Source organism: Parabacteroides sp. AF19-14 (assembly GCF_003635485.1).
Classification (GTDB): domain Bacteria; phylum Bacteroidota; class Bacteroidia; order Bacteroidales; family Tannerellaceae; genus Parabacteroides; species Parabacteroides distasonis.
On the sequence record NZ_QTMJ01000025.1, the window covers coordinates 16,397 to 41,255 of the forward strand.

Consider the following 24,859-nt stretch of genomic DNA (forward strand, 5'->3'; position numbering starts at 1 on the left):
TAAGTTGTATGTTACTTGCGTTTCTTCCTGCTACGAGGAGTGTCCTCATAGAATTTGCGCTTCGGTTTGTCGTCACTACGGCTGGAACGTCTGCCGCCACGGTCTCCACGGTCACTTTCCCGGCGGCTGTCTCTGCCTCCTCTACCGCTATCCCGTCTGTCTCGGAAGCCATTGCCTCCACGACTGCCTCCACGAGGACTACGTCCACCTTTTCCTCCCTCGCCTTTCGCTTGCGCCGGTTCTACGGAGATACGTCGTCCGTCTACCTCGAAGCCGTTCATCGAGTCCATGACACGGTTGGCTTCTCCCTCTTCTACCTCAAAGAATGAGAAATTATCACGTAAGTCGATACGACCGATACGAACCTTGCCTGGTACGCACTTGTTGACTAACTCGATAAGTTGAGGAGGCGTAAGCTCGTCTGTCTTTCCGAAGTTGATAAAGAAACGGGTGTAACCTTCTTCCGCTTCGCCTCTGCCACCCCGTTTACCTCTCTCTCGGGGAGCGTTCTCGTCTACAACCTCGATATCATCGTTATCTTTATAATAGTCGATCATCCGGTTGAACTCCAAGGATACGACACGTTTGATGATATCTTCCTTATCCAGCCATTCCAATTTACGGTAGATAGAAGGCATCAAACTGGCGATTTCCTCCTCGTTCACTTTCACTTTCTCGATTTGGTCCACCAAGTTGAACAATTGTTTCTCACAGATTTGCTCACCGGTAGGCATCTCGCCTTTATCGAATTTCTTGTTGATGATTCGTTCGATCTCGCGAATCTTGCCTTTTTCCCTTACGTGGCAGATAGAGATAGCGATACCCGTTTTTCCCGCACGGCCCGTACGTCCGCGGCGGTGGGTATAAGATTCTACCTCATCCGGCAGACCGTAATTGATTACATGGGTTAAGTCATCCACGTCCAAACCACGTGCGGCTACGTCCGTAGCGACCAATAACTGGATATTCTTGATACGGAACTTCTGCATCACGTAGTCACGTTGCGCTTGGCTCAGCTCGCCGTGCAAGGAGTCGGCGTTATAACCGTCTTGAATCAATTTATCGGCGATCTCCTGTGTCTCCTTACGGGTACGGCAGAAGATGATACCGTAGATGTTCGGGTAATAATCGGCTAGACGTTTCAAGGCGAGATATTTATCCTGCGCACGAACCATATAATAAATGTCGCGGATATTCTTGTTTCCCTCGTTCTTCCTGCCAATGACGATCTCTTTCGGATCCTTCATGTATTTCTTGGTGATAGAGGCGATCTCTTTCGGCATGGTAGCGGAGAAGAGCAGCATATTTCGGTTTTCCGGTATAGCCGCCAAGATCTCGTTGATACTGTCGGTGAAACCCATGTTCAACATCTCGTCCGCCTCATCGAGGATGACGTTCTTTACGTTGCTTAAGTCAACCGTCTTGCGGTTCATCAAGTCGATCAAACGTCCCGGGGTAGCCACTACCACGTGTACGCCTCTCTTCAGTGTCTTGATCTGGCTCTCTATACTGGAACCTCCGTATACAGGGAGAACCTTCAGGTTATCGATGTATTTAGAATAATCGTTCAAATCGTCCGCTATCTGTAGGCAAAGCTCGCGTGTCGGACAAAGGATAAGCGCTTGAGGCTGATATTGAGAGACATTGATCTTTTGCAGGATCGGCAGGCCGTAAGCGGCTGTCTTGCCGGTTCCTGTTTGTGCCAATGCGATTACGTCGTTATCTTCTCCCAGTAAGAAAGGAATCACTTCTTCCTGTACCGGCATGGGCGATTCGTAGCCCATCTCTTGAATTGCCTTTAATATCGGTGCGGCAACTCCTAATTCTTCAAATGTTTTCAAAATGCGATTGTGTATATATGATAATATTCAGTGGCCGCAAAGGTACGTAAATAATTCGGATTCATATCAATAAAGTAATATATCTTTTAGCCTTTCACGTTTCTTATCAGTAAGACGTAATCCTTTGGATAAATATTTTTCGGTAGAGCCATACTCTTTCTTGATTTTGTTAAAAACCAAGTCCATGAGTCCCTCGTTGGCTGTAAGGAAGACCGTAATGCTTTCTTGGGCGTCTGTGGAGAGATGTTTCACGATATCAGCTAAATGACTCGTATCGATATATTGATTGGATGTCAAGTAGTCTTCCATGATGGCATCCCGGGGAATATCCAAGGCGGCGAGTAACATGGCGGTGAGAAACCCGGTACGATCCTTTCCGTAGGAACAACTGATGAGAATGGGGTAATTATCCTCGTTCTGGAACTGTTCCAGTACCTTGGCGAACTGATCGGTATTATCTGTCACGAATTGCAGGTACTCGTCTTCCATATATACCCCGGCGTCTCCTTTCCGCATTCGTCCCTCGATAACACGTTGGGGGGCATCGGCGATCTTGCCGACCGAGATGGGGATTTGCAGGATATTTGCTTTCGTATATTTGATAGGGGCGGTGAGGGTTTCTTGGTTCGTACGGAGGTCGATGATGGTCTTGATCCCTAGATTATCCAATCGGATGGAGTCCCATTCGCTCAAGCTGCTTAACTCGCCGGAGCGAAATACCTTGCCCCATTTCACCGTCTTCCCGTTTGTAGAGGTATAACCGCCTAGATCCCGGAAATTCTGTACACTATCCATAACCGCCGAGCGTGCCCCGATGATCCGTGCGTATTTATCATTAAAAGAAAGGCGGAAATACTTACGTGAGATATTATCGTTCGTGATGTAAGTAGCCACGCCATCCTTGATGTTGGCGTAAATGATCGGGGACTCGTTGGTGAAAAGATCCGGGTTGTCGGACACGGTCATCTTGACAATCCCCTCCATTACCGGATCGGTTTCCCATTTTATCACGTAATTTCCGATGTCATCACGTAGGCAAATCGCTCGTATGTCGGGCGCGTTAGAGGAACAACCCACTAACAGGATCACACTGGCGAATAGAGAGAGAATCTTTCCTAACATTGTCTTCTATTATAATAAGCTTTCCTTACAAAGATAGTAAAACAAGTTTTTCCCGCTTCTTCATTAATGATATTTAAGACTGACTAACATACTTCGCCGCGAACTCCTTGGATATATAATTATCATAGCTTTGGCAAACCTCGGAGGCGAGGTCCATTCCGCAGCGGATGATTTTTTCCCAAGTATCCTGATCCAGAGAGGGAAGGTCGGCATGGCGTACGTCATACTTTAGAAGTCCGTAGATAATACCCGCGTTAAAATTGTCGCCGGCGCCGATGGTACTAAGCGGCTGGATTTGCGGGGAATCGAAATGTCGTGTGAAATTACGGGTGTGGAGATTGACTCCGTTTGCCCCGTGAGTTGTTAAGAAACGATCACAATAAAACTGAATATGCTCTTTGTAAACCTTCTGTGCGTCGCTCTTGCCATAAAGGTTCTGGAAGTCCTCGTCCGAGCCCCGGACGATGTCGGCGAATTCCAGATTTTCCAGTACGGTAGGCATGAGGCGGATCGCCTCATGAGCGTGTGCCTTGCGGAAATTGGGATCGTAATAGATGATCGCTTTCCGTTCTTGGGCGTATTGCAGAAATTCTACCATACGAGTCCGCAAGACCGGGTTCAGGGAATAATAAGAGCCAAACACGAAAATATCGTCTTTCTCGATCTTAGGCAGGGGCACCTCCAGCCGTTGCGCCGGGTAATCCTTGTAGAAGATATAATTAGCGTTCTTATCGTCGTCCAGAAAAGCGAGTGATATAGGACTTTTCCCATCGGGGAAACGGTCTACGAACTCGGTCGTGATGTGGTTATCTTCCATGAAATCCCGAATCATGTCGCCAACCCGGTCGTTGCCCAGCTCGCTGATAAAGGATACGGGGACATTCAATCGACCTAATGATATCAATCCGTTGAAAACGGAACCACCGGGAACGGCCTTCTGTGGCTGGTCGTTCCTGAAAATGATATCGAGGATGGTTTCTCCTATACCAAAGACTTTTCTCATGACTATATACTGGTTTGTTATTCATTCTTGCTTAGCTCACGGCTCTTGGAGCCTAAGTAGCCCCCGTGATGGCGCTTGGCGTAATCCTTGTTGGTGAAATGGATACGCTTCATGGTTCCGACCACGAGGATATCGCCTATTACCGTCATGACGGTCGTAGAGGTAGTGGGTGTAAGGCCCAGCGGACAAACTTCCTTGGGGGCGCCGGTCAACAGGCATACGTTTGCCTCAGCAGCTAGGGGACTATCGGGGTTGCTGGTGATGACGATAAATTTCATGTCCGGCACCAAACCCCTCGTGAGATCTACCAGTTCCACTAGCTCGCGTGTCTTTCCTGAGTTGGAGATCAATAACATGATATCGTTTTCGCGTACGATTCCCAGATCTCCGTGTTGTGCCTCGCTAGGGTGCAAGAAGAAGGCAGGCGTACCGGTCGAGCTAAAGGTGGTAGCGATATTCAAGGCGATTTGCCCGGCTTTCCCCATTCCACTCATGATCAGTTTTCCACCTAGGTCGTGTACATGTTTCACTATAAGCGATACCGCTTCCTCATATCCGGGCGTAACGGGTATGTTGCGAACCGCTTCCGCTTCCTGCTCCAATAAAGAGGTGATATTTTCGTTTACCATATTGTTGATTGATTGTTTTACGGCATTCCTGCCTGAATAACGATCGCGAAAGTATTTATATTTACTGATATTGGCATCATCTATTTCAGACAATTTATCTTTTTAAGACGTTTGCGAATTCGGACTTCGGCTTCCATTTCGGGTATCCGGTATCTTGCGCCAGTTTATAACCGAGGTCGAAGAATAATTGTACTTCTTGTAACAGACCACTGTAATCATCCGTGTCGGGATGGGTCTGGTCGGTCGGTTTGTGGTAAGTTTCCGCCCAATAATGTGCGATATGCTCTTTGGCCCACTCCTTACCCTGTTTGCGGTTGTCGTTCCAACCTTTGGCGAACATGGCCGGGATGCCTTTTTGTACGAAAGGGAAATGGTCGGAGCGATAGAACATCCCGTTATAAGCGTCGGGGTCGGGCATGATGTAACGGTTGTATTTCTTCGCTAGCTCGGCTAGGGTATCATCCAGCTCGGAGTTGCCGTATCCGGTGATCGTGACATCGTTGTTCTCGCCCCATAGCGGGAAGACATCCAGATTGATTACGGCGGCTATCTTATCGATCGGGAACAACGGGTGCTCCACATAGTATTTCGTACCGAGGAATCCGGTCTCCTCGCAAGTAGGGGAGAGGAAGACGATATTCCGGCGGGGTTTCTCTTTCAAGGCATTGAGACAACGTGCCATCTCGAGCATCCATGCGATGGCTACGGCGTTATCGGTAGCGCCGTTGATGATACTGTCGCCGTTGATCGGTGCTCCATAGCCTAGATGGTCCCAATGGCCTAGATAAATAACACTCTCATCCGTGTTCCCGCTACCGGGAATATAACCGATTACGTTGGGGCTTTGCTGGCGGTCGAAGGTGTTCCTCATCGAGACGGTTACCGTAGATTTCAAGGAGATGGGCTTGAAGTCCGGCGATTTAGATTGCTCGATTAGTTGGTCAATGTCGTAGCCATTATCGGCTAGCAATTGCTTGGCGGCATTGAATTGGATCCAGCCGTTTAGCGGGCAATGATAAGCATCGCTATCGCTGTCCACATACATCTTAGATTGGGCGGAAGCTCGTACGACCGACCAAGGGTAGCCTGCTCCCCGGTCTTCATGGATGATCAAGACTCCTTTTAATCCCTGTCGGGCGCCCTCCTCGAATTTATACATCCAACGGCCGTAATAGGTCATGATATCACCGTTAAAATAATCCGTGTTGTCGCTTCCGAGTCCCGGGTCATTTACGATAACGACCGCTACTTTATCCTGCGGGTTCTCGATTCCCTCGAAATCATTTTTCCCATACTCGGGGGCTACGATCCCATAGCCGGCGAATACCAGTTCCGCATTGTCTATGTCGATCTCCGGCTCGATCCGTGCGGAGAAAGCGGTGTAACCTTCCAACCAATCTAAGGGGATTTTCCCTTTCGGGGTCTTTAGGACCATCGGGTCCGGGCATCGTGTGCGTGAGGATATGATATTAACCTGTTGGAGATAAGAATCTCCGTTGATGGGTTTCAGCCCGACTTCCTTCATTTGGCGGGCGATATAGTTCACCGCACGGTCGGCCCCTTCCGAGAATGGTTTACGGCCTTGGCAGGAGTCATGCGAGATGGCCTCGGTGTATCGCTTTAGATGTTCCGTGGTCGCAAGGCTTTTCGCTTTCTCTATATCGTTGCCTCCTCCTCCACAGGCGGAAAGAACCAAGGAGGTGATCGTTAGTAAACAGGTTGCTATTTTCATGTTTCTCATAGAATTATAATGTATTTTCAATCAGCCATTCACCTAAGTTGCGAGTGGCTGCGTCGAAAGCGACACCCACTTTGACTACTTCCCGTTCGTCGGCCGTATAAGGAATCAGATCGCCTCGATCGTCGATTTGCCGGATCGCCTCTTCCGCTGTTCCTTTCAGCTTGAACTCGAATACGTAGATGTAGCGAGGAGTTTTTACGATGGCATCGGCACGTCCTTGGGCCGAACGTACCTCGGCCTCGGTGAATTGCCCTAGTAGCTTGAATACGATGTAGAAGACCACTTGGTAATGACGCTCGGTCCGGTCGTTCAACTCGTAAGGGATATCGGCGAAGAAAGCCTTTAGGCGGGTGAGGAAAGCCTCGGCGTTTCCGTTCTCCAGCTCTTGGATGAACTTCCCGATATAAAAAGGAGTCTCGGTTTCCGGTAAATGCGCATACATGGAGGCGACAAAATTCAAAAATCCATATTTAACTTCCTCATTCGGGTATCCTAACGTATATAACCGGAAACGTTCATCGTAACTTTTAATCGTCAAATATCCACTTTGATAAATCATGGGAACCGGGTTATTGATGTTCGCCCGATCGTCCGAAAGGGATACCTCGGATACCTCGATCCCGTCCAGCTCCCGTATATCGTAATTCGTTTTCCGTAACATCTCCGCCAAGAATGTCGGGGTACCGGAAGCAAACCAATAGTCGTAAAAGACCTGTTTACTCAACACGTTCAATACGCTAAACGGGTTATAAAGGGCGATACCGCTGCGGAAATCAAAATGGTAGCCGTCGTACCGGCGTGTAATTTTCTCGATGGTACCTTCGTATGAAAGCTTATTCGCCTCGGCCAAGGCATGAAGCTCCGGCTGGAAAGTTGCCTCGATCTCGGGCAATGTCATGCCACAAAGGGCCGCGTATTGCGGGGCTAGGCTGATGTCGTTCAAATGATTCAGGTTGCTAAAAATACCGACTTGCGCGAACTTGGTGACACCGGTTATGAATACGAAGCGCAGCCAAGGATCGGCATCTTTGAGGACCGTATAGAAGGCGGTCAATAATTCCCGGAACTCGTTCTGTAGCTCTTCGTTGTGCAGGTTCCTAAGTAATGGCTTATCGTACTCGTCGATCAGTACGACCACCTTCCTTCCGGTTATCTCCGCCGCCCTTCGTATGATGGTCATGAACCGTCCGGAATAGGTGATACCCTCTCCTCCGGTATCATATATTTTTTCCCATTCCCTCAACTGGCGTTCCAGCATATTCTCCAATGCCTTGCGGCTATCGTACAACTCGGCGTTGAGGCTGAAATGAAGTACCGGATGCTCTTTCCACTCGGTCTCTAGTTTCTCTATGGCTAATCCCCGGAACAATTCTTTCTTCCCCTCGAAATAAGCCTTGAATGTCGATAGCAGCAAGCTTTTCCCGAATCGCCGGGGGCGGCTTAGGAAATAAGGGACACCTTGGTATGCCATTTGATAAATGAACTCGGTCTTGTCAACATACAAATAGTTCTCTGTACGTAGTTTGTCAAAACTCTGTATGCCTATCGGTAATTTTCGGACGATATTTCCCATAGCCTTATCTTTTTAATTTACACAAATGTAGGTATTTTTTCCAAGGAGGCAAATAGATCGAAAAAAACACGTACGTCTTTTTCCGGAAACACGTACATGTTTTTTGAAAAAGACGTACATGTTTTTCCGGAAAGTCTTTCGTACCTTTGCGGGCTGATACAAACAAGAAGGAAAATGGATTATATCGCTCATACATTGCCGAATGGTCTTCGCATGGTACATCTCCCGGTTAATTCCCCGGTTTCTTACTGCGGTTTCGCCGTGAACGCCGGTACACGGGATGAGAACGAGGATGAGTTTGGCTTGGCGCATTTCGTTGAACACATGATCTTCAAAGGTACGGAGAAACGGAAAGCGTGGCATATCCTGAACCGTATGGAGAACGTAGGAGGGGAGTTGAATGCCTATACTACGAAGGAAGAGACCTTTGTTTATTCCATTTTTATGGAGGAGGATTTCGGCCGGGCGTTTGAGCTATTGACCGATCTGGTTTTCCATTCCCAATTCCCCAAACAGGAGATCGAGAAGGAGGTAGATGTCATCTTGGATGAGATCAATTCGTATGAGGATAGTCCTTCGGAACTTATATTCGACGAGTTTGAGAACTTGCTTTATAAGGGTCATGCCCTCGGGCATAATATCTTAGGGGATGAGGAATCTCTTCTTCGCTTTGACTCCGAGTCCGGTCGTTCTTTCATGCGTCGTTTCTACGCCCCGGAGAATATGGTGTTCTTCTCGATGGGACGAAAAGACTTCAAGAAGATCTTGAAATCAGCGGAATCCGCTTTAAGCGATATCTCTTTCCCTATGGCTGAACGGATCCGGAAAGCTCCGGACCCCATCGAGGCTTGCGTACGCCAGATCCATAAAGATACCCATCAAGCCCATGTACTGATCGGTGGCCGGGCTTTCAGTATGCACGATAAAAAGCGCATTCCTTTATTTTTGTTGAATAATATTTTGGGTGGTCCGGGCATGAATAACCGCTTGAATGTCTCCTTGCGGGAAAAGCATGGCTTGGTCTATAACGTAGAATCCAATATAACCTCTTATACCGATACCGGACTAGCCAGTATCTATTTCGGGACAGACCCGAAGAACCGTGAGAAAGCGATGCGTTTGGTGCATAAGGAATTAGCCCGTTTACGTGACGTAAAACTGTCCGCCACTCAATTAGCCGCCGCCAAGAAGCAGGTAATCGGTCAACTGGGTGTGTCGGGCGATAACCGGGAGGGCCTTTTCCTTGGCTTAGGAAAAAGCTACCTCCATTACAACCGTTACGATACCCTCCCCGAAGTATTCGCCCAGATTGAGAAAATAACCGCCGGGCAAATCCTTGAGGTGGCTAATGAGGTACTTGCGCCGGAACGGTTGTTTTGCTTGATTTATGAGTGAGGCTAATTATGGAACCTATACCCAACTCCCAACATCAAGTTATTCGGATTATGGAACTTGTGCAGTTGGTATCCGACATGCAGGAATAAATTTCGTGTAACCGATACCTTGAGGGCTAGGATCTGGTATAATCCTTTCAGGTCGCCTTTGTTGTAGAATAAATTATGTCCGACTCCTATATTGATCGAGAAGAATGGCATCGTGAACTCGCCACGGGCGGAGAGGCCGATACCGATTTGCTCGTGTAGGGGCGGGCGGTAGAATCGGGGTTCTTCGCCGACTTGGATGATCTCGTCGGAATAAATATTCGCGCTTTCGTCATATTGGCCGTCTAGGGAGATACCTGCTTTTAGGAACCGGTTGAATTTGTACATCGGGTTGAGGTTAAATCCGAGGATGCCGAACTGACCTGGAAAAATATGGGCCTCATCACCTAGCATAACTCCCTTAGCACGGGTCGCGCCATATAGGATGACATCGTAACTGACACGTTGCCAAAAGCTGGAGAGGTATAATTGATTTGCCGGTAAGGAACGTGCGGTACCTATCTCATGATGGCTTTCCTCGATAGGATTGAGCGTGTAGACGAGTCCGATCCGGCCGCCAATCGTATTCAATCCCGCATTCGGAAGATGAGTATTTCCGTTTGAGTAGTGCGTTAAATCCGCCCCGACGAGCAGGTTGCAATAACGGGATAGTTTCGCGTTGAGGAAAAATCCCAGATTGATATAGGCATTGATCTTAGAACCGATGATCTTATTACGGTAATTATTGTTTTCATCATACGGATGCCACCCGAATGAGGCTCCGAAATTCCATTCATAATCGAAGGATAACCGGGAAGAGATCTTGGCGATGCGGGAGCTTTGGAAAACATACGCCGCCCAAGGATTACCTACTTCCTGCCGATTGCCAAAGGTATTATAAGAAACGCCTATTCCTTGGTAAGTGTGCGGATAGAGCTGGCCCTCCTTAGAGTTCGGATTCTGTTGGAACCCGTATTTCAAATGGAATGAAGCCGCCTTACGTAAAGTAAGCCCGTTTCCATAGCCATCATCTTTCAGGAATTTGCTAGTCGGGGCGACATACGAGGGACGTACGTCGAATCCAATTTTGTGGATTAGGGATTTATTATCATCTTGAGCTTTTACCGTACAGGTCCATATCATCATGACCGCTATGTAAAAGCTTATCATCTTGCTTTTTATCATACTTCAATACGTTTGTCTGATCACCAACACTGCGCTTTGTCTTTCAACTCGGGTATCTTGTTCTTATCGAATACAGGGCTTTTAATACCCGCTTTCTTTTGGGCTACGTAATCCTGTAATAATAGGAACGCCTGACGGCTCAACAATGAGATCGCGATCAAATTGCAGATCGTCATAAGTCCCATGGTCACGTCCGCTAGGCTCCAAGCCAAGTCTAAACTAGCCAACGCACCGAACATGACCATTCCACCGACTAATATACGATAAATAAATAAGACACTTCTCTTGGACGTGATAAAACGAATATTCGCTTCTCCGTAATAGTAATTACCGATAATACTACTGAACGCGAATAAAAGGATCGCTAAAGCGACAAACGTACTACCGATGCTACCCACCTCGTTACTCAAAGCTTGTTGCGTGAGCTGGACTCCATTGATGGAGCCGTCTAATGGCGCTCCGCTAAACAAGATGATGAACGCCGTGCAGGTACAGATAATCAGCGTGTCGGTAAATACGCCTAATGCTTGGATCAATCCTTGTTTGACTGGATGGGAGACATGCGCCGTAGCCGCTACATTCGGTGCCGATCCCATACCGGCCTCATTACTGAATAGACCTCGTTTAATCCCTTGCATCAACGCCGCTCCGACACTGCCGCCTATCGCCTGTTCCCAACCAAAAGCGTTTGACAGAATGGTTTCTATAACAGCGGGTAGGCGGGTAATATTAAACAGTACGATTCCCAACGCCAATGCTATATATCCTAATGCCATGACCGGTACGACAATACTGCTTACTCTCGCGATGCGCTGAATACCTCCGAATATGACGATTAACGTAAGTACCGTAAGAATCGCTCCGATCCAAGCATGATCGATGCCAAAAGCGCCTTCCCAAGCTGCGCAGATGGTATTGCTTTGTACGGAATTAAAGGCAAAACCAAAGGTTATCGAAATCAATACGGCAAATAATACGCCCATCCATCGTAACCCCAAACCATGTAGCATATAGTAAGCGGGACCGCCAATGAACGAGTCTTTCCCTTTTTCTTTATATAATTGAGCTAACGTAGATTCCACGAATGCGCTGGAAGAACCCAATAAAGCGATCAGCCACATCCAGAATACGGATCCGGGTCCGCCGATCGCTACGGCTGTCGCTACACCGGCTAGGTTTCCGGTCCCTACACGGCTGGCTAAAGATACGGCGAAGGCTTGGAAAGAGGAGATATGCTTTTCCCCTTTTTCTCCTTTCCCGGCAGAATCGCCTAATAATCGGATCATCTCGCCAATCATGCGGAATTGCACGAACCTACTTTTTATCGTAAACCATACGGCGCATCCCAATAACATGATAATAAGGATGTATGACCATAATATATCGTTGACTCCGTTGATCCAATTATTCAATAGCTCCATGATTTATAATCTGTTGTTTGGTTACAAAGATACGTATCTACGAAGCAAATTCATCGAAATATTATTTTTTTATCATTTTCTTGTAACGTTTTCCAAACGGCTGTCGTCTTATAGTTAGAAACAAATGATAAGCGGGAAAGGCCACCCTGCTATATTCGGAAAAAATACGATAAAAATGAAACGGATGATGATTTGGATCATACTGCTAGGCGGTATGGTACAGGGAGCTTTTGCTCAGAACTTGGAGATAAAGGGAATGGTGCGGGACGCTCGCAACAAAGAAATCTTGGAATTTGCAAATGTGGTATTGCAAACAATGGACTCTTCTTTTGTGGCGGGTACGACTACGGATATGAAGGGGCATTTTTTATTAAATAAGATTAAAAAAGGGAGTTATATTCTATCTGTCTCTAGTCTAGGCTTTAAGACGGAGTATATTTCCTTGGAAGGCTTGTCCAAGAATATTTCTTTGGGAGAAATATCCTTACATGATGATGCGGTATCCTTAGACGGGGTGACGGTTAGCGCCTCTGCCCAGACGAGCCATGCCGATAAAAAAGTGGTCTTCCCATCGGATCGCCAGATGAAGGCTTCGGGAAACGGCATGGATTTGTTGCAGCAGATGATGCTACCGAGAGTGCAGGTGGATTTGTTGAACAGTGAGATCAAGGCCACGGGAAATGGGGTAGTCCAAGTGCGTATCAATGGTGTGAAGGTGGAGCAGGATGAGATCAAGGCCTTGAATCCCTCGGATATCATCCGTATAGAATATCATGATAACCCGGGCTTGCGTTATGGCAATGCCGATATCGTGCTGGATTATATCGTTCGCCGGCCGGATACGGGAGGTAGTTTCGGTCTGGACATGGCGCAAGGTATCAATTCCATGTGGGGTGAACATAATGCTTGGGGAAAGATCAATCATAAGAACTCGGAATGGGGCGCTTCTTATCGGATCGGTCCTCGTGATTTCTATGGAATGAAACGGAATAACGAGGAAGAGTTCCATTTAGCGAATGGAACGACCTTGAACCGTGTGGAAATAGGCGAACCTTCGCGCGCTCGTTTGTTCATGCATAACCTGAATGTGAACTATAGCTATCAAAAGCCGGATAAGTATATGTTTAACGCCACGTTCCGCTACCGGAATAATCATCAACCGCATTGGGATTATCAAGGAGTCTTGATGAATAAGGCGAATCCGGAGGATAAAGTGGATATGATCGATCTATCGGGATCAGCCTATCAAGCTCCTGCGCTGGATTTGTATTACCAACGGGATTTGAAGCATAACCAGACCTTGGTGTTTAACGTGGTAGGGACTTATAACCAAACGAAATCGACCCGTATCTATCAAGAGAGTAAACATGAACAATTGTTGACTGATGTGAATAATGTGGTGGATGGTGATAAATACTCGATTATCGGCGAGGCTATCTATGAGAAGAAATTAACGAATGGTAATCGGTTGAGCGGCGGTTTACGCCATAACCAATCTTTCTCGGATAACAGTTATATCAATGGGCATAACTATAAGACGCATATGGAACAGATGGAGAGTTCCGTATATGCGGAATTCAAGGGAAAGGTGAAAAAACTGGATTACTCATTGGGTGTGACCGTGAATCGATCGTCTTATAGCCAACGGGGTGAGGATGCGGATTATGAACGTTATACGGTGAGTCCCCGGTTGACCTTGTTTTATGCTTTGCCCGGGGAATCTTCCATCCGTTTGAAATCAACGATGGGGAATGTGACTCCTTCTTTGGGTGAGCTGAGCGCTATCGACCAAGTGATCGATTCCTTGCAAATACAGCGGGGTAATCCTAACTTGAAGTCTTATATGAGTTATTATACGGAATTGAATTACGAGTTTCGCAAAGGTCTGTTTTACGTGAATGCCTTGGGCGCTTATGAGTATCAGCCGGACGCTATCATGGACGAGAAATATCTGGAAGGGAATAAGATCATCCAGACTTGGGATAATCAGAAAAACTGGCAACGGGTTGTCGCTTCCGTCAACTTGCGGGTCGGTCCGATCAAGGACATCTTGCAATTTTCTGTCAATGGTGGTATGAACCATTATATGAGTAACGGTAATACCTACACGCATCGATATACGAACTGGTGGTGCGACGCGAATGTTTCCGTTACTTGGAAAAATTGGTCACTCATGTATATGTTGATGACGAATTGGAACTGGTTTAAGGGCGAGACGATGAGTGGGGGTGAGAATATCCAAGGAATCCAGCTCGGTTATAGGCATAAAGACTTGATGATTGGCTTGCGTGTCTTTAATCCGTTTACGGATAACTATAAGCAGGAGACCGAGAACTGGAACCAATACGCCTCTTTCCACCGTTCGAATTACATCAAGGAAAGTTCCCGTTTGTTTGTGGCGACGATTTCCTATAACTTCTCTTTCGGCCGTAAATTTAGCGCTGGTCAGAAGAAAGTGAATAATGCCGATAATGACTCGGGGGTAATGAGTACCGGTAAATAAGGGAATATTTTATATCTTTGAGGGAAAATAAAATGAGATATGAAAGCGATTAATCCGAATGAGATCAAAGACAACTTTATCGAGTTGATTGGTAAGGAGTGGATGCTGGTAAGCGCCGGTGATAAGGAGAAGTTTAATATGATGACTGCCAGTTGGGGCGGCGTGGGAGTGTTATGGAACCGTCCGGTGGTGTTTGCTTTTATTCGTCCGGAGCGTTATACCCGTGAGTTTATCGACGCTAAAAATGAGTTCACGATTACTTTCCTAGGACCGGAGCACCGGAAAGCCCATAGCATTTGTGGCTCTAAATCCGGCCGGGAGATTGATAAAGTGGCCGCTACGGGGTTGACACCGTTCTTTACGGAGGCTGGTAATCCTGTATTCGAGGAAGCTCGCCTTACGTTGGAATGCAAAGTGGTCTATAAGTCCGAGATCGAGGAGGCTAAGTTTTTAGATCCTAGCGTTTTCCCTCGTTGGTATGATGAGAAGAACGGCAATGCGCATATCGTTTACATTGCCGAGATCGTAAATGCTTGGGAGAAGTAATCTCACCCAAGCAGTTCTTTCATCATTTGCTCCGTATGCGTGAGGAAATATTTAGTGAGCTGGTAATGCTCTGTTTCCTCATACGGGGTGATGTGCGCTCCGGTATCATCGATGGCATAAATGTCCGCGTTCGGATAAGCCATCAAGATCGGGGAGTGCGTGGAGATAATCAGTTGGCAACCGTTATTCACCAGTTCATGGATACGCACCAAAAGGGCCAGCTGCCGTTGTGGGGAGAGTGCGGCTTCCGGCTCGTCTAATATAAATAATGTATTGCGGCTGGCATAATTCAGGAAAGCGCTGAGAAAGCTCTCGCCGTGCGATTGCTCCAATAAACTCCTGCCACCGTAAGCTTTATAGGCGTAGATCTTGCTGTACTTACGTAATTCCAGTTGGGCTTGCCTATCCAATTCGGCCGCATGGTTAAAAAAGGATTCTGCCCGGAAGAAGAAATGCTTTTCCGGTTTTCGGGTCTCGATCAGCTTAATATGCTCGGGTAAGACATTGGCGTAAATCTTGTAGGCCTCGGTTCCGTCATAGAGCATACCCGCTTCTTCCTCATCCCTTTCCTCATATTTACTCATCATCGCTTCCAGCAGGGTAGATTTTCCCGCCCCGTTTTCCCCGACAAGGAAAGTAACCGGCTTGCGGAAAATGAATGATTCCGTGAAACGTACAGCCGGAGCTTTATAGGGATACTTTAGCTCCTCGGGATTGCCGGCTACCAAGTCCGGGTCCAGTAATTTTACTTGCTTCAGATAGATCATACAGAATATCTTTTGCCGCAAACATAGCGAAAATAATCGGAGATATTGAAGTGAACCCTAAAAGTTTTTTGTCTAACTTTTAGGGTTCACTTCATTTTTTAGACAGCCTCTTAATTTTTATCTCATCAGAGCTTTACCCGGAAGGGACCGCCTACGGAGTTGAACAATAGATCCCCGTTTTCCATGTATTGGATAATGGCGTATGCCCCGTTACCCCGGCTGGTTTGCCCGAAGATTACCCGGTGGCTCGTAGCGCCTGTTCCCCAATCCAGTCCTGTCACTTCCCAGCCGTCTGCCTCCGTGTAGCCGTTGACGAATACCATATTAGAGGCGGTACTTATAGCCGGTATCATGCTGATTGAACTTACATCCGGACGGGTCCATACCGAATACCACTGGTTTTTCTCCGTATCCCATTGTAAACGCTCTACGCCGAAAGGCGGCGTGACAAGCGGCCCGATGGATAATACGGCCACGATCTTGTCTGGTACGGTGTTAGGTATCACGTTATTTACGACAAAAGCGCCATAACCGGATATTGCCACGGATTGCTCGGATTGTATCCATTCCGTAGAGGCAGATAGCCCACAGGAAATTTCTTTCTGGTCGGCGATGCGGGGATTTTCCGCATCAACGGGAACGGCATCTTCCGGAATATCATCCCGCCAGAAAGCGACTAGCTTCATTCGTTTGGCACCGTCCGTGATAACGACTAGCTTGTCCTCGTCGTCACCGAATCCCATCAATGTCGGTGTAGAACCTGTTCCATAGCCCATCTTGATGGCGGGTGCCTCGGGGCCTCCGTCATAAGAAGCGGTCCATGCGCCGTCGGCCTCATCTTCCGATAACTTACCGTTTTTCCATACGAATTTGTGCATGATACCTTTGCCCCCGGGCGTACGGCTGTTGCTGGCTATATAGATACCGTTATGCTCGTCGACAGCGGCGGAGTTGGTGATCACTTGATCGTCCGGTATCAGTTTGACGACCGGGGGCATACTCATTGTGCGATCGATGATGGCGATACCGTTGCCCGATGCGACTACCAAGTATCCATCGTATGTCATTACCATTCCCACCAATGTTTGCGGATTATCCATGTATGGTGCCATATCGACCTGTTTGTCTAAGACGATACCTGCTTTGGGGTTACCTGCTTCTTTTAACTTATAGCGACAGATGACCGTCCGGGCGTTTGTATAGGCATAGTTTTCGTTGTCACAAATCACGTAGTTACCGTTAGACATAGACATTTGTGGATATTTACCCAGAATCTCCACGGCATCGGCATATAATTGGTCGGTCGAGGTATATTGGGTATCGACCAATTTCCGTAAGTTTTCTTCCGTATTCATTTGGATACCATTAGGCAAGCCTATTTCCGCCACACGCTCGAAAGTGCCGTCGGCTATATGGATATAAGATACCCGATCGCTACACATTCCCCACATATAATCCGGGTCGGTCGATGAGAGCGTCATCAAATTGACCGGACCACTCCAAGTGGAGGCGCAATCATCCGGATTTATTTGGAATGTGCCGCCCTTTACCGCATAGGGAAAGGCATCGGTTTGCGCCGAGTTGAAATGGGTCAGGCTGTAATGCTCTGACGCTAGATAGGGGTTGGGAGTCGGAACGGTCGCTTCTGATAATGGCGGCTCGTTATCGTCTCTACTGGGATCGTTCTCATCGTCCGAACAGGAAAATAGAGCGCAAGTTGCGAACACGAGAAATGTCATTCTCCATGCTTTTTCTTTTAATTGGTATTTCATTCTTCTTTAAATTAATAAGTTTCTTCCTCAAAATCATCACGCAGGAAATCGTTTGCGGCATATTTGAATCCGTATGGCCCGTAATCTCCTAAGGCTTTATGGGCCAACTGCTTGTCCGGGTCTGTTACTTTATCGATCGGTTCTCCTTCATCATCTTTGTATTCGGTGGGAGTCATTCTGGAGATGGAATATTCCCAATCCTTGTCCGGCAGGATGTTGCGGTACATGATCGCGATAACATCCCCGATCGGTTTCCCGTCGACATCCTGTTTCTCGCTATCCCATACAAAAAGGTTCCAATGAGCGCCCAATTGCTTTTGGGCCTCTACTTTCGCTTGTATCTCGGCGAGTCTTGAATTTTGTTTCAGGCAGATAATGAAGGTCGCCTTTTCTCCTTCTTTTGCGTTCGCCTCTTTATCATAGATGGAGTAGTAGGAACGGGTATTGGATGTTGCGCCGAGGCAGATAGACCAATAACGGGCTTTCGCCCCCTCATATTCTTCCACCGTTCGGGGAAGTGGTACCGGGATGAAACTGAATATCAACACCGAGTCGGCATGTACATGGGTGCGGGCATACAGATAAGCGGTAGAGTTGTTCGGATAATATCTTCCTTTCGGGGCCAAGAAGAAAGGAACATCCCGATTCTCGTCCGATTTTTGGGAGAAGCTTTGACCTGTCACCTTCTCGATGTTAGACTCCGTACGTTCCGGGGCTTGGATCTCTTTCAGCGAATGGATGTCTATGCCTTTTATAGCAGGCAGTGCTACACCTCCATATTCATCCTTATCGCCGTTCGCATTCGTCCCTAAGTAATGCCGGATGCAGATCGCAAGCCGTTTGATGTCTGCGTTCACCCGGCAGATATTCTCTGAGGGAAGTTTCGCTATCAGTGTCTCATCCATGGAGGCCGGTACGACATAGATGGTGAAACGGTTGTCTTTTTCCGACGTGCTAACGAAAGGATTCTCACTCCCTTCGTCCGGAATGATCTCATGATCGTTGATACCGCCGATGGCAGAGCCGGTCTCGTCGTCGTAGAGCGAAAAGCTGAAGTAACGGGCGTGAGGGAACTGCCCTTCGATGCGTAAGGCAACATCGGGATATTCGTTCATATTATACGTATATTCCCAATAGTTGCTGAACAAGTCGGGATAGGCTCCCAGTATCTCGCCATCTCCCCGCAACGTAGCGCTCCATTGTTCTTTGGGGTCGATAATCGTTTCATCTGGTTGGTCATTGTCGGAACAGCCTATGAACGACATGAATAGTAATGTTGTAAATAATATGGATCTCATCTTTGTTTATTTATTGGTAAATTGATTGAAACGGGCAGTCCCTGAGATAAGGAAAGCCGTTGTTTTTCGAGTTGTCACTATCGATAATCCAGACACCCTTGCCGCTGAAATCGAAATTATTGAACGTTGAGGTGTTTTTCTTCTCGCTATCACTAAACGATTCGGCGCACCAGCCGCTTCCCGTACCGTCCAGATAATAAAGGTCGTGGTGGTGCCAGATCACGCTCGACTTCCGGGTGCCTACTACGCCGTTGCCATTGGGGGATACCTTTCCGATATTTATACAGCGAACTACCTCCGAGTAGGAATCCACACAACCGACGATGCCTCCATTATCGGATTTCTGGTCGGAAGTGATAGACCCCGAATTATAACAGTCGTGCGTCATCCAATGGTTTTCATCGTAATCGTTTCCTTCCTCTTGGTAACCTAGAATTCCACCGACGTGCGAATCTACGTTATCAGAAGAGATATTGCCCCGGTTACAGCAATAAGCCAGCTCCATGTTGTTTCCGATTGTGACGCCTCCCGGATCTTTTCCCATTCTTCCGGCGATACCACCCACTTGTGATGCGCCATTTGATCCTCCGGCGATCTCTCCGTGGTTGGCAGAGTTCATGATGATCATCTTCTTGCTGTCTCCTTGTCCGAGGATGCCTCCCAAGTTACCGTTGCCGGAATTGCTTACTTTCCCGTAGTTGGCACAATAAGAGATCTTGTGCTCCACGTCATTCATGTCGTCATACAAACGTCCGACACATCCTCCTACGTTCTGGCTTCCGCTTACCTCTCCTGCGTTTACGGCGTATTGGATGTTGAGGTTATGGGTGGTGGAGGTCTCTAATCCGATATAACCAAAGATACCTCCCGTTTGCTCCATGCCTGCGATATTACTGTAATTAATCATGTGCGTGTAAGTACCATCGGTGAAGTCCACTTTGCCGGCGATACCTCCGGTGCATGTATTAGTGCTATTCTCGACAATGTTGGCATTGTTTACGCAGTGGGTGATACTTGCCGTGCCTCTTATATGCCCGACGATTCCACCCACTCTGTCACTACCAAAAACAGAGCCTGTGAAACAAAGATGATCCAGATGAGAATGTAAGGCATACCCGACGAGTCCTCCCATAGACGTACCTTTTCCATCTGCTCCCGGAGAAGAGACCTTTCCCGGATAGTTGCTCTTAAAGCTGTCGGGAGAGGGGATGGAGGAGAAGTTCAAGTCACCTATATCCCCTTTGATCGTACTGCTATTGGCATATCCGACCAGTCCGCCGGTAGCGTCGTTGCCATACACCTGCATATCGTTATCGAGGCTGAAGTTTTTCGTTTCCAATGTCCCATGCTCCAATTCTCCGATGATACCTCCGGCGAAATTCGATGTGGCGGTCACGTTTATGTTGATAAGGCAAAGGCCGCTCGTTTTGATATCGCCATACACATAGCCGAACATACCGCCTGCGTACTTATTTGCCTCTACGTTGAGGTATCCGTTATTTACTTGCACGACCTGGTTGGTTTCTGCCAAGTTCAAGTGATTGTCGCATTTTAAATAGCCGAAAAACCCGGCGGCTTTCTCATTACTTTTCACCAAGGAGGCGAATGTGCAGTTGCTTACGCTTAGTGGGGCGGTCAAGGTCGCGGTACCAACGAGTCCGCCGGCATCTTTTTGTTCCGAGCGGACAGGAGCCCATATGTTGATATTATTCAAGCTACTGGCCTCGTTGAGTGCCATCTCACCGGCAAGTCCGCCGGCCCGGTCTGCTCCAGCATAAATAACCTTTAGTCCGGAATCCTCTTTCTCTATGGAATGCTGGAGAGTGATATCCTTAAAGGCACACCCTCCCTTCATGATACCTCCGGTTATGCCTCCGGCTCCCCGGTTGCCTGCGTGAACCGTGAAAAGGAAAGGCATGGAATTTTCTTGTAAGTTCGAGAAATCAGTTACCGTAAGCATTCCGTTCTCCATGTATCCGACAAGTCCACCGACATAACTGTTCGCATGGACAGAGGCGAAAAGACGACAATGTTCAGCGGTCAGGTTTCCTGTGGCATGTCCGATAAAGGCACCGATATGTTCGTTGCTGTCGGTGATGCTACCGCTAACGGTTACATTCGTAAGCGTCACGTTTCCTTGCGAAGAGCCTGCCAACATTCCGCCATTCTTTTTAATTCCCTGCATATTGGCTCTGATAGTCAGGTTCTTTATCTGAGCACCGTCATATAATGTTTTAAAAAGACCGACAGTGGTATCACTCTCTGCCTGTGCACCGAGATAGGCGATCGTGATAGACTTGCCGTCACCATCGTATATACCGGCAAAGGACTCGCCAAAAGTATAACGTCCGTCGTACACGTCGCTACGATGTGGGGCTTCGAAATCTGCGGTTTGTTTAAAATAGAGCCCGGCTGCGTGTGCGATGGTATCATAACGGTTAAGGCCATATTCAAGCATGCCGAAATCCTCCTGTGAGCCGATCAAGTAAGGTTTCTCTGCCGTTCCTTCCCCCTCTAAGTCATACTGTACCGTTGAGGCCATGATCGTATGGAGCATCTCGTCCCGGAAAGTGACCTTCAGCTTGGTGCCTAACTTGGTCCCGTCCATAAGGAATGCGGTCAGGTCGTAGTCGCTATCCGGTATCTCGTCTGTTTTCGGGATATAGATGCTGTAAGAAGGATTGCTTTCGCTATGTAGCACGGCAGCGTCGTATGCCCGTATGGAATCGTCGGTATGCGATTTGAGGTGGAGCTTGATTTGCTGGATCGTATCGGCGATTTCCCAGATCCCTTTCTCTAGGGTGAAAGAGCTTAACTTGAAGTCTCCCATTTCCTCTAGGCGGGAACCCAGCTCATTCGATCGGTAGAGCTCGTCATCGCTACAACTTGTCCAAAGGAAAGCTGCCAAGGCCATGAGAAGACCTATGATATGGATTCTTGTTGTATTCATTTTATGATATGTATTAATGATTATTCCTTGATCTCCTCTTCCATTTCCGAATGGAAAGGAACGGGGAAGTTTCCTTTGCTCTCAGTTACATGCCAGATCGAGTTCGTCTTGTTAATATTCCAGTTTTTGTACTTCTTGGGGTCGCAGAGTTCGTCGATAGACAGGTTTGTCAGATAAGAGTTGTTTTCGTATATTACCGGTTGGCCATAATAATAAAGGTTCGAAAGCGATGTGAAGTCTCCGTAACTATTAATCAGCGGATCCTTCCATTTATCACCCACATTTAAACAGTTGTGTGCCTCAAATCGGCTATCGCCCCGGCCTACGATACCTCCGGCCTTGGTTGAGTTGCCCTCGTAACGTCCCCCGTTGAGGCAGTCCTTAACGATACCGTATTGTTGCATGTGCCCCACGATGCCACCGATACGGCTAGCGTTGTCCGCTTTGACACGTCCCATGTTGACACACTGCGAGATGATGACAGCGTTGTTTTGATAGTCGGTGGCTCCTTCGACAATCGCGTTGACTCCACCCACTAAGGTCGCGACCGTGCCGATCGTGGCGAATACGGCAGCTGTCGTGGTACCGCCGGTAGCTATGCCGGAAACGACACCCGCCGTCGCCGCCGCACAGATGCAAACCCCCGCGATTACTTTTTGCACGATCTCTTTGATATGTTTGCTCTGCTCAATATGCTCGTAGCGTTCCTCACGTTTATGATTTATGTTGTAGTTGATCGTATTGTTATTATCATCGGAGGTCTCGTAGAAGGTCAATAACGTGTTCGTGTTATTGATAAAATCGGTGGCCGTTCCTTGATTCAGGCTAGAGGGTAATATGCCAGCCGACAGCGCATAGCCGTTCCGGATGTTGGCCATCTTGTCGTTAATGGCACCATCTATCTCTGATACTTTCGCTTTGAGAGAAGCCTCCATCAGCTCGGCTTCCTCCTCGCTCAGCATTTCAGAGACTCCGATCCGGAACATGGTTTTATCAGCGACTAGCAGGAGCCAATCCGCCACTGTTTCTCCAACATGTAAGACATGTACTATTCCTTTAAAAATTTTTTCTCCGGTAGTGGCCGCGGTTTCCAGAGCCGAACCGGTTACCGCTATGACAGGCCCTAATATTCCCAACATACATTCCACGCTTCCTATGACGCAGCTCGCGATAGCCTCGCTTGACCATTCCCTCGGATCGCCGATCTCTCCGACCAATCCTCCGGTCGGACCGGTTCCGCTGTTCAATATATAGCCCATATTTCCACAATAATTGATCATCGTATAGTTTCCGGCCAATCCGATGATACCACCGGCATAATTGGCATTGACATCCAGATCCCCGAAGTTCTGGCTGGCGAAGAAGGCACCCCAAGTAACCTTGCCAACCACGCCACCGGCGCTTTCGCTGTTATTTCCGGATACCTTTCCGGTATTCAATGCGTTATGCACCACCGCTATGGATGTATTCCCGGCGATACCGCCCACGAACGAGCCGCTAGCCGAGGCCGATACCGCTCCCGTGTTATAAACGGCGTAGCATCCTAACTGCGCCTCACCGCAAATACCGCCGACCGAGGATTTACCGGATACCGCCCCGGTATTTCCGCATGATTTTACCAACGTGTTATTGAAAAGCAACTCATCTGAACCCAACCGGGTACTGCCGATAATGCCGCCCACGCCGATGTAACCATCGATATTTCCCTCATTCGTACTCGCATATATGTAAGAGACACCCGTACCTCCGGCGATACCTCCGGTGGCATACCCGCCGTTGCTCGCATCCGAGGGATTATAGGCCTTGGAGCCTGTGATGTTACCCGTATTTACGCACCCTAGGATAGACAGGGAATCGACAGAACCCACCAAGCCCCCGGCTCCTGTATAGTCCGAGCTCACGGATGCGTGATTCTCGCATTGTTGCAGGTAGGATTGGGAATACAACGAACCGACTCCCAACAAACCGCCGACACCATACGACCCGGAAACGGGGGTACTCGTGTTAACGCAACTGTCCATCGCGATCATCCCGTACAGGTCTACCACGCCGACCAGTCCTCCGGCCCCTACGCTTCCTTTGCTCGCCTTGATATAACCGCCGGAAGTCGTGCAGCCAATGAGCGAGGTCTTATCACGCATATCGCCCGCCGATACCGCCCCTCCGACCAATGCGCCGACCGCGAAATTCCCTTCCATCTTGGGATTCTCCATCCATACATGTTTAAAGATGGCTTTCTCCGTGTAACCGAAGAGGGCGATCCCGGTGGAGTTCTGGCGGGTGGCCCACAGGTTTTTGATCTTATAGCCGTTGCCATCGTAAATACCCCGGAACGGATTGTTAGGGACATTACCGATCGATAGCCAGCCGAACTGGTGGTCGCTATCATAGGAAGCCTTATCCATGTTGATATCCGCTATTTGCAGGAAATAGGTACTTGCCGTCAGAAATTTATTCTGGGTTTGATCGTTCGTCATGCTGCGGAGGCGTTTCAAGTGATCGTAACTACTGATGATAAAGGGATCCTCCGCGGTTCCGTTTCCGGACAGGTTCGCCGTCTTGTTGTACGGATCGAGAACCCTTACCGTACCTTTCGATATCTCTATCCGGCATCCCAGCCCATATTCATTCCAAGTGGTATCGGCCTCGGCCTCTGTTACGACAGGAGTAGTCAGGTACAGCAACCGATAGATGCCTTCTTTCAATCCGGTGTCGAGGGTCAGGATCGATTGACCATCCAGACGTATGTGCCCTCCCCTGCGGGTAATGACCGTGCCGTCTTCCGTACGCATCGTACAGATAAACTCGGGGTAATGGAAATTCTCCGTCTCGTCTTGCAGGGTGATTACATATTGAGAACCCTCGAACGTGTCCCCGTTTCCCGGAGGCGTGACTCCCGAATCGTTATCGTCTTGGCAGGCGAGCAATAATAAGCCGCATAGGTAAAAGAGATAAAACGGCCAGCTTGTTTTTTTCATATGCAGAGTAACTTGTTTTGGATGCCAAAGGTATTGGGGTCTAGGGTTCCGGGCAAGAAAAGAATAGCGACAATTCCGGTATAGGAGAGCGACAAATTCGCTTTTCTCC

General features: G+C 48.1%; 16 protein-coding genes. 3 read left to right on the top strand and 13 right to left on the bottom strand.

What is annotated here, in order from left to right; translation table 11 throughout:
* Nucleotides 1-11: 11 nt before the first annotated feature.
* The 6 genes from DWX33_RS18975 to DWX33_RS19000 form a co-directional block, all read right to left on the bottom strand.
* Complete coding sequence (locus DWX33_RS18975; protein ID WP_122380862.1) at nucleotides 12-1,784, bottom strand: DEAD/DEAH box helicase; 1,773 nt, start codon at nucleotides 1,782-1,784, stop codon at nucleotides 12-14.
* A gap of 123 nt (nucleotides 1,785-1,907) precedes the next feature.
* Nucleotides 1,908-2,963 (bottom strand): tyrosine-protein phosphatase, encoded by a 1,056-nt coding sequence (locus DWX33_RS18980; protein WP_008773268.1) that lies wholly within the window; start codon nucleotides 2,961-2,963, stop codon nucleotides 1,908-1,910.
* Between the two features lie 73 nt (nucleotides 2,964-3,036).
* Nucleotides 3,037-3,966, bottom strand: coding sequence for a carbohydrate kinase (locus DWX33_RS18985; RefSeq protein WP_121962624.1), 930 nt, complete (start codon nucleotides 3,964-3,966; stop codon nucleotides 3,037-3,039).
* Between the two features lie 17 nt (nucleotides 3,967-3,983).
* Nucleotides 3,984-4,595, bottom strand: coding sequence for an SIS domain-containing protein (locus DWX33_RS18990; protein WP_122145574.1), 612 nt, complete (start codon nucleotides 4,593-4,595; stop codon nucleotides 3,984-3,986).
* 94 nt (nucleotides 4,596-4,689) lie between these two features.
* Nucleotides 4,690-6,336 carry a M20/M25/M40 family metallo-hydrolase gene (locus DWX33_RS18995; RefSeq protein WP_122380863.1) on the bottom strand — a complete coding sequence of 549 codons (1,647 nt, stop codon included), beginning with the start codon at nucleotides 6,334-6,336 and terminating at the stop codon, nucleotides 4,690-4,692.
* A gap of 4 nt (nucleotides 6,337-6,340) precedes the next feature.
* Nucleotides 6,341-7,909: an ATP-binding protein gene (locus DWX33_RS19000; RefSeq protein ID WP_122380864.1), complete on the bottom strand. Its 1,569-nt coding sequence runs from the start codon at nucleotides 7,907-7,909 to the stop codon at nucleotides 6,341-6,343.
* A gap of 174 nt (nucleotides 7,910-8,083) precedes the next feature.
* Between DWX33_RS19000 and DWX33_RS19005 the strand changes: the two genes are divergently transcribed.
* Entirely contained in the window at nucleotides 8,084-9,304 is a 1,221-nt protein-coding gene (locus DWX33_RS19005) for a pitrilysin family protein (protein ID WP_034531802.1), read from the top strand.
* A 2-nt stretch (nucleotides 9,305-9,306) separates the two neighbouring features.
* On the opposite strand, the gene DWX33_RS19010 is transcribed toward DWX33_RS19005, so the two are convergent.
* Together DWX33_RS19010 and DWX33_RS19015 are read right to left on the bottom strand one after the other, a co-directional pair.
* Complete coding sequence (locus DWX33_RS19010) at nucleotides 9,307-10,515, bottom strand: acyloxyacyl hydrolase (RefSeq protein WP_122380865.1); 1,209 nt, start codon at nucleotides 10,513-10,515, stop codon at nucleotides 9,307-9,309.
* A 20-nt stretch (nucleotides 10,516-10,535) separates the two neighbouring features.
* A complete protein-coding gene (locus DWX33_RS19015; RefSeq protein WP_005863901.1) occupies nucleotides 10,536-11,936 on the bottom strand; it encodes a sodium:alanine symporter family protein in 1,401 nt (466 codons plus the stop codon).
* 175 nt (nucleotides 11,937-12,111) lie between these two features.
* On the opposite strand from DWX33_RS19015, the gene DWX33_RS19020 reads away from it, so the two are divergent.
* Together DWX33_RS19020 and DWX33_RS19025 are read left to right on the top strand one after the other, a co-directional pair.
* Nucleotides 12,112-14,439 (top strand): TonB-dependent receptor, encoded by a 2,328-nt coding sequence (locus DWX33_RS19020; protein ID WP_122380880.1) that lies wholly within the window; start codon nucleotides 12,112-12,114, stop codon nucleotides 14,437-14,439.
* 39 nt (nucleotides 14,440-14,478) lie between these two features.
* Nucleotides 14,479-14,985 (top strand): flavin reductase family protein, encoded by a 507-nt coding sequence (locus tag DWX33_RS19025; RefSeq protein ID WP_008778870.1) that lies wholly within the window; start codon nucleotides 14,479-14,481, stop codon nucleotides 14,983-14,985.
* A gap of 2 nt (nucleotides 14,986-14,987) precedes the next feature.
* Here the strand turns inward: DWX33_RS19025 and DWX33_RS19030 are convergent, their stop codons facing one another.
* The 5 genes from DWX33_RS19030 to DWX33_RS19050 all read right to left on the bottom strand — a co-directional run bounded on the left by DWX33_RS19030 (nucleotide 14,988) and on the right by DWX33_RS19050 (nucleotide 24,750).
* Nucleotides 14,988-15,752, bottom strand: coding sequence for an AAA family ATPase (locus DWX33_RS19030; protein WP_122380866.1), 765 nt, complete (start codon nucleotides 15,750-15,752; stop codon nucleotides 14,988-14,990).
* A gap of 125 nt (nucleotides 15,753-15,877) precedes the next feature.
* Nucleotides 15,878-17,524: a hypothetical protein gene (locus DWX33_RS19035; RefSeq protein WP_121962621.1), complete on the bottom strand. Its 1,647-nt coding sequence runs from the start codon at nucleotides 17,522-17,524 to the stop codon at nucleotides 15,878-15,880.
* An 11-nt stretch (nucleotides 17,525-17,535) separates the two neighbouring features.
* Complete coding sequence (locus DWX33_RS19040; protein WP_121962620.1) at nucleotides 17,536-18,822, bottom strand: hypothetical protein; 1,287 nt, start codon at nucleotides 18,820-18,822, stop codon at nucleotides 17,536-17,538.
* A gap of 10 nt (nucleotides 18,823-18,832) precedes the next feature.
* A complete protein-coding gene (locus DWX33_RS19045) occupies nucleotides 18,833-21,772 on the bottom strand; it encodes a hypothetical protein (protein WP_147425518.1) in 2,940 nt (979 codons plus the stop codon).
* A gap of 20 nt (nucleotides 21,773-21,792) precedes the next feature.
* Nucleotides 21,793-24,750 (bottom strand): hypothetical protein, encoded by a 2,958-nt coding sequence (locus DWX33_RS19050; RefSeq protein ID WP_122380868.1) that lies wholly within the window; start codon nucleotides 24,748-24,750, stop codon nucleotides 21,793-21,795.
* Nucleotides 24,751-24,859 lie beyond the last annotated feature (109 nt).

Coding starts and splice junctions, on each gene's coding strand:
- DWX33_RS19040 (WP_121962620.1), bottom strand. CDS start 18,822: ATGAGATCCATATTATTTACAACATTACTATTCATGTCGTTCATAGGC.
- DWX33_RS18980 (WP_008773268.1), bottom strand. CDS start 2,963: ATGTTAGGAAAGATTCTCTCTCTATTCGCCAGTGTGATCCTGTTAGTG.
- DWX33_RS18975 (WP_122380862.1), bottom strand. CDS start 1,784: ATGGGCTACGAATCGCCCATGCCGGTACAGGAAGAAGTGATTCCTTTC.
- DWX33_RS19050 (WP_122380868.1), bottom strand. CDS start 24,750: ATGAAAAAAACAAGCTGGCCGTTTTATCTCTTTTACCTATGCGGCTTA.
- DWX33_RS19045 (WP_147425518.1), bottom strand. CDS start 21,772: ATGAATACAACAAGAATCCATATCATAGGTCTTCTCATGGCCTTGGCA.
- DWX33_RS19000 (WP_122380864.1), bottom strand. CDS start 7,909: ATGGGAAATATCGTCCGAAAATTACCGATAGGCATACAGAGTTTTGAC.
- DWX33_RS19030 (WP_122380866.1), bottom strand. CDS start 15,752: ATGATCTATCTGAAGCAAGTAAAATTACTGGACCCGGACTTGGTAGCC.
- DWX33_RS18985 (WP_121962624.1), bottom strand. CDS start 3,966: ATGAGAAAAGTCTTTGGTATAGGAGAAACCATCCTCGATATCATTTTC.
- DWX33_RS18995 (WP_122380863.1), bottom strand. CDS start 6,336: ATGAGAAACATGAAAATAGCAACCTGTTTACTAACGATCACCTCCTTG.
- DWX33_RS19025 (WP_008778870.1), top strand. CDS start 14,479: ATGAAAGCGATTAATCCGAATGAGATCAAAGACAACTTTATCGAGTTG.
- DWX33_RS19035 (WP_121962621.1), bottom strand. CDS start 17,524: ATGAAATACCAATTAAAAGAAAAAGCATGGAGAATGACATTTCTCGTG.
- DWX33_RS18990 (WP_122145574.1), bottom strand. CDS start 4,595: ATGGTAAACGAAAATATCACCTCTTTATTGGAGCAGGAAGCGGAAGCG.
- DWX33_RS19005 (WP_034531802.1), top strand. CDS start 8,084: ATGGATTATATCGCTCATACATTGCCGAATGGTCTTCGCATGGTACAT.
- DWX33_RS19015 (WP_005863901.1), bottom strand. CDS start 11,936: ATGGAGCTATTGAATAATTGGATCAACGGAGTCAACGATATATTATGG.
- DWX33_RS19020 (WP_122380880.1), top strand. CDS start 12,112: ATGAAACGGATGATGATTTGGATCATACTGCTAGGCGGTATGGTACAG.
- DWX33_RS19010 (WP_122380865.1), bottom strand. CDS start 10,515: ATGATAAAAAGCAAGATGATAAGCTTTTACATAGCGGTCATGATGATA.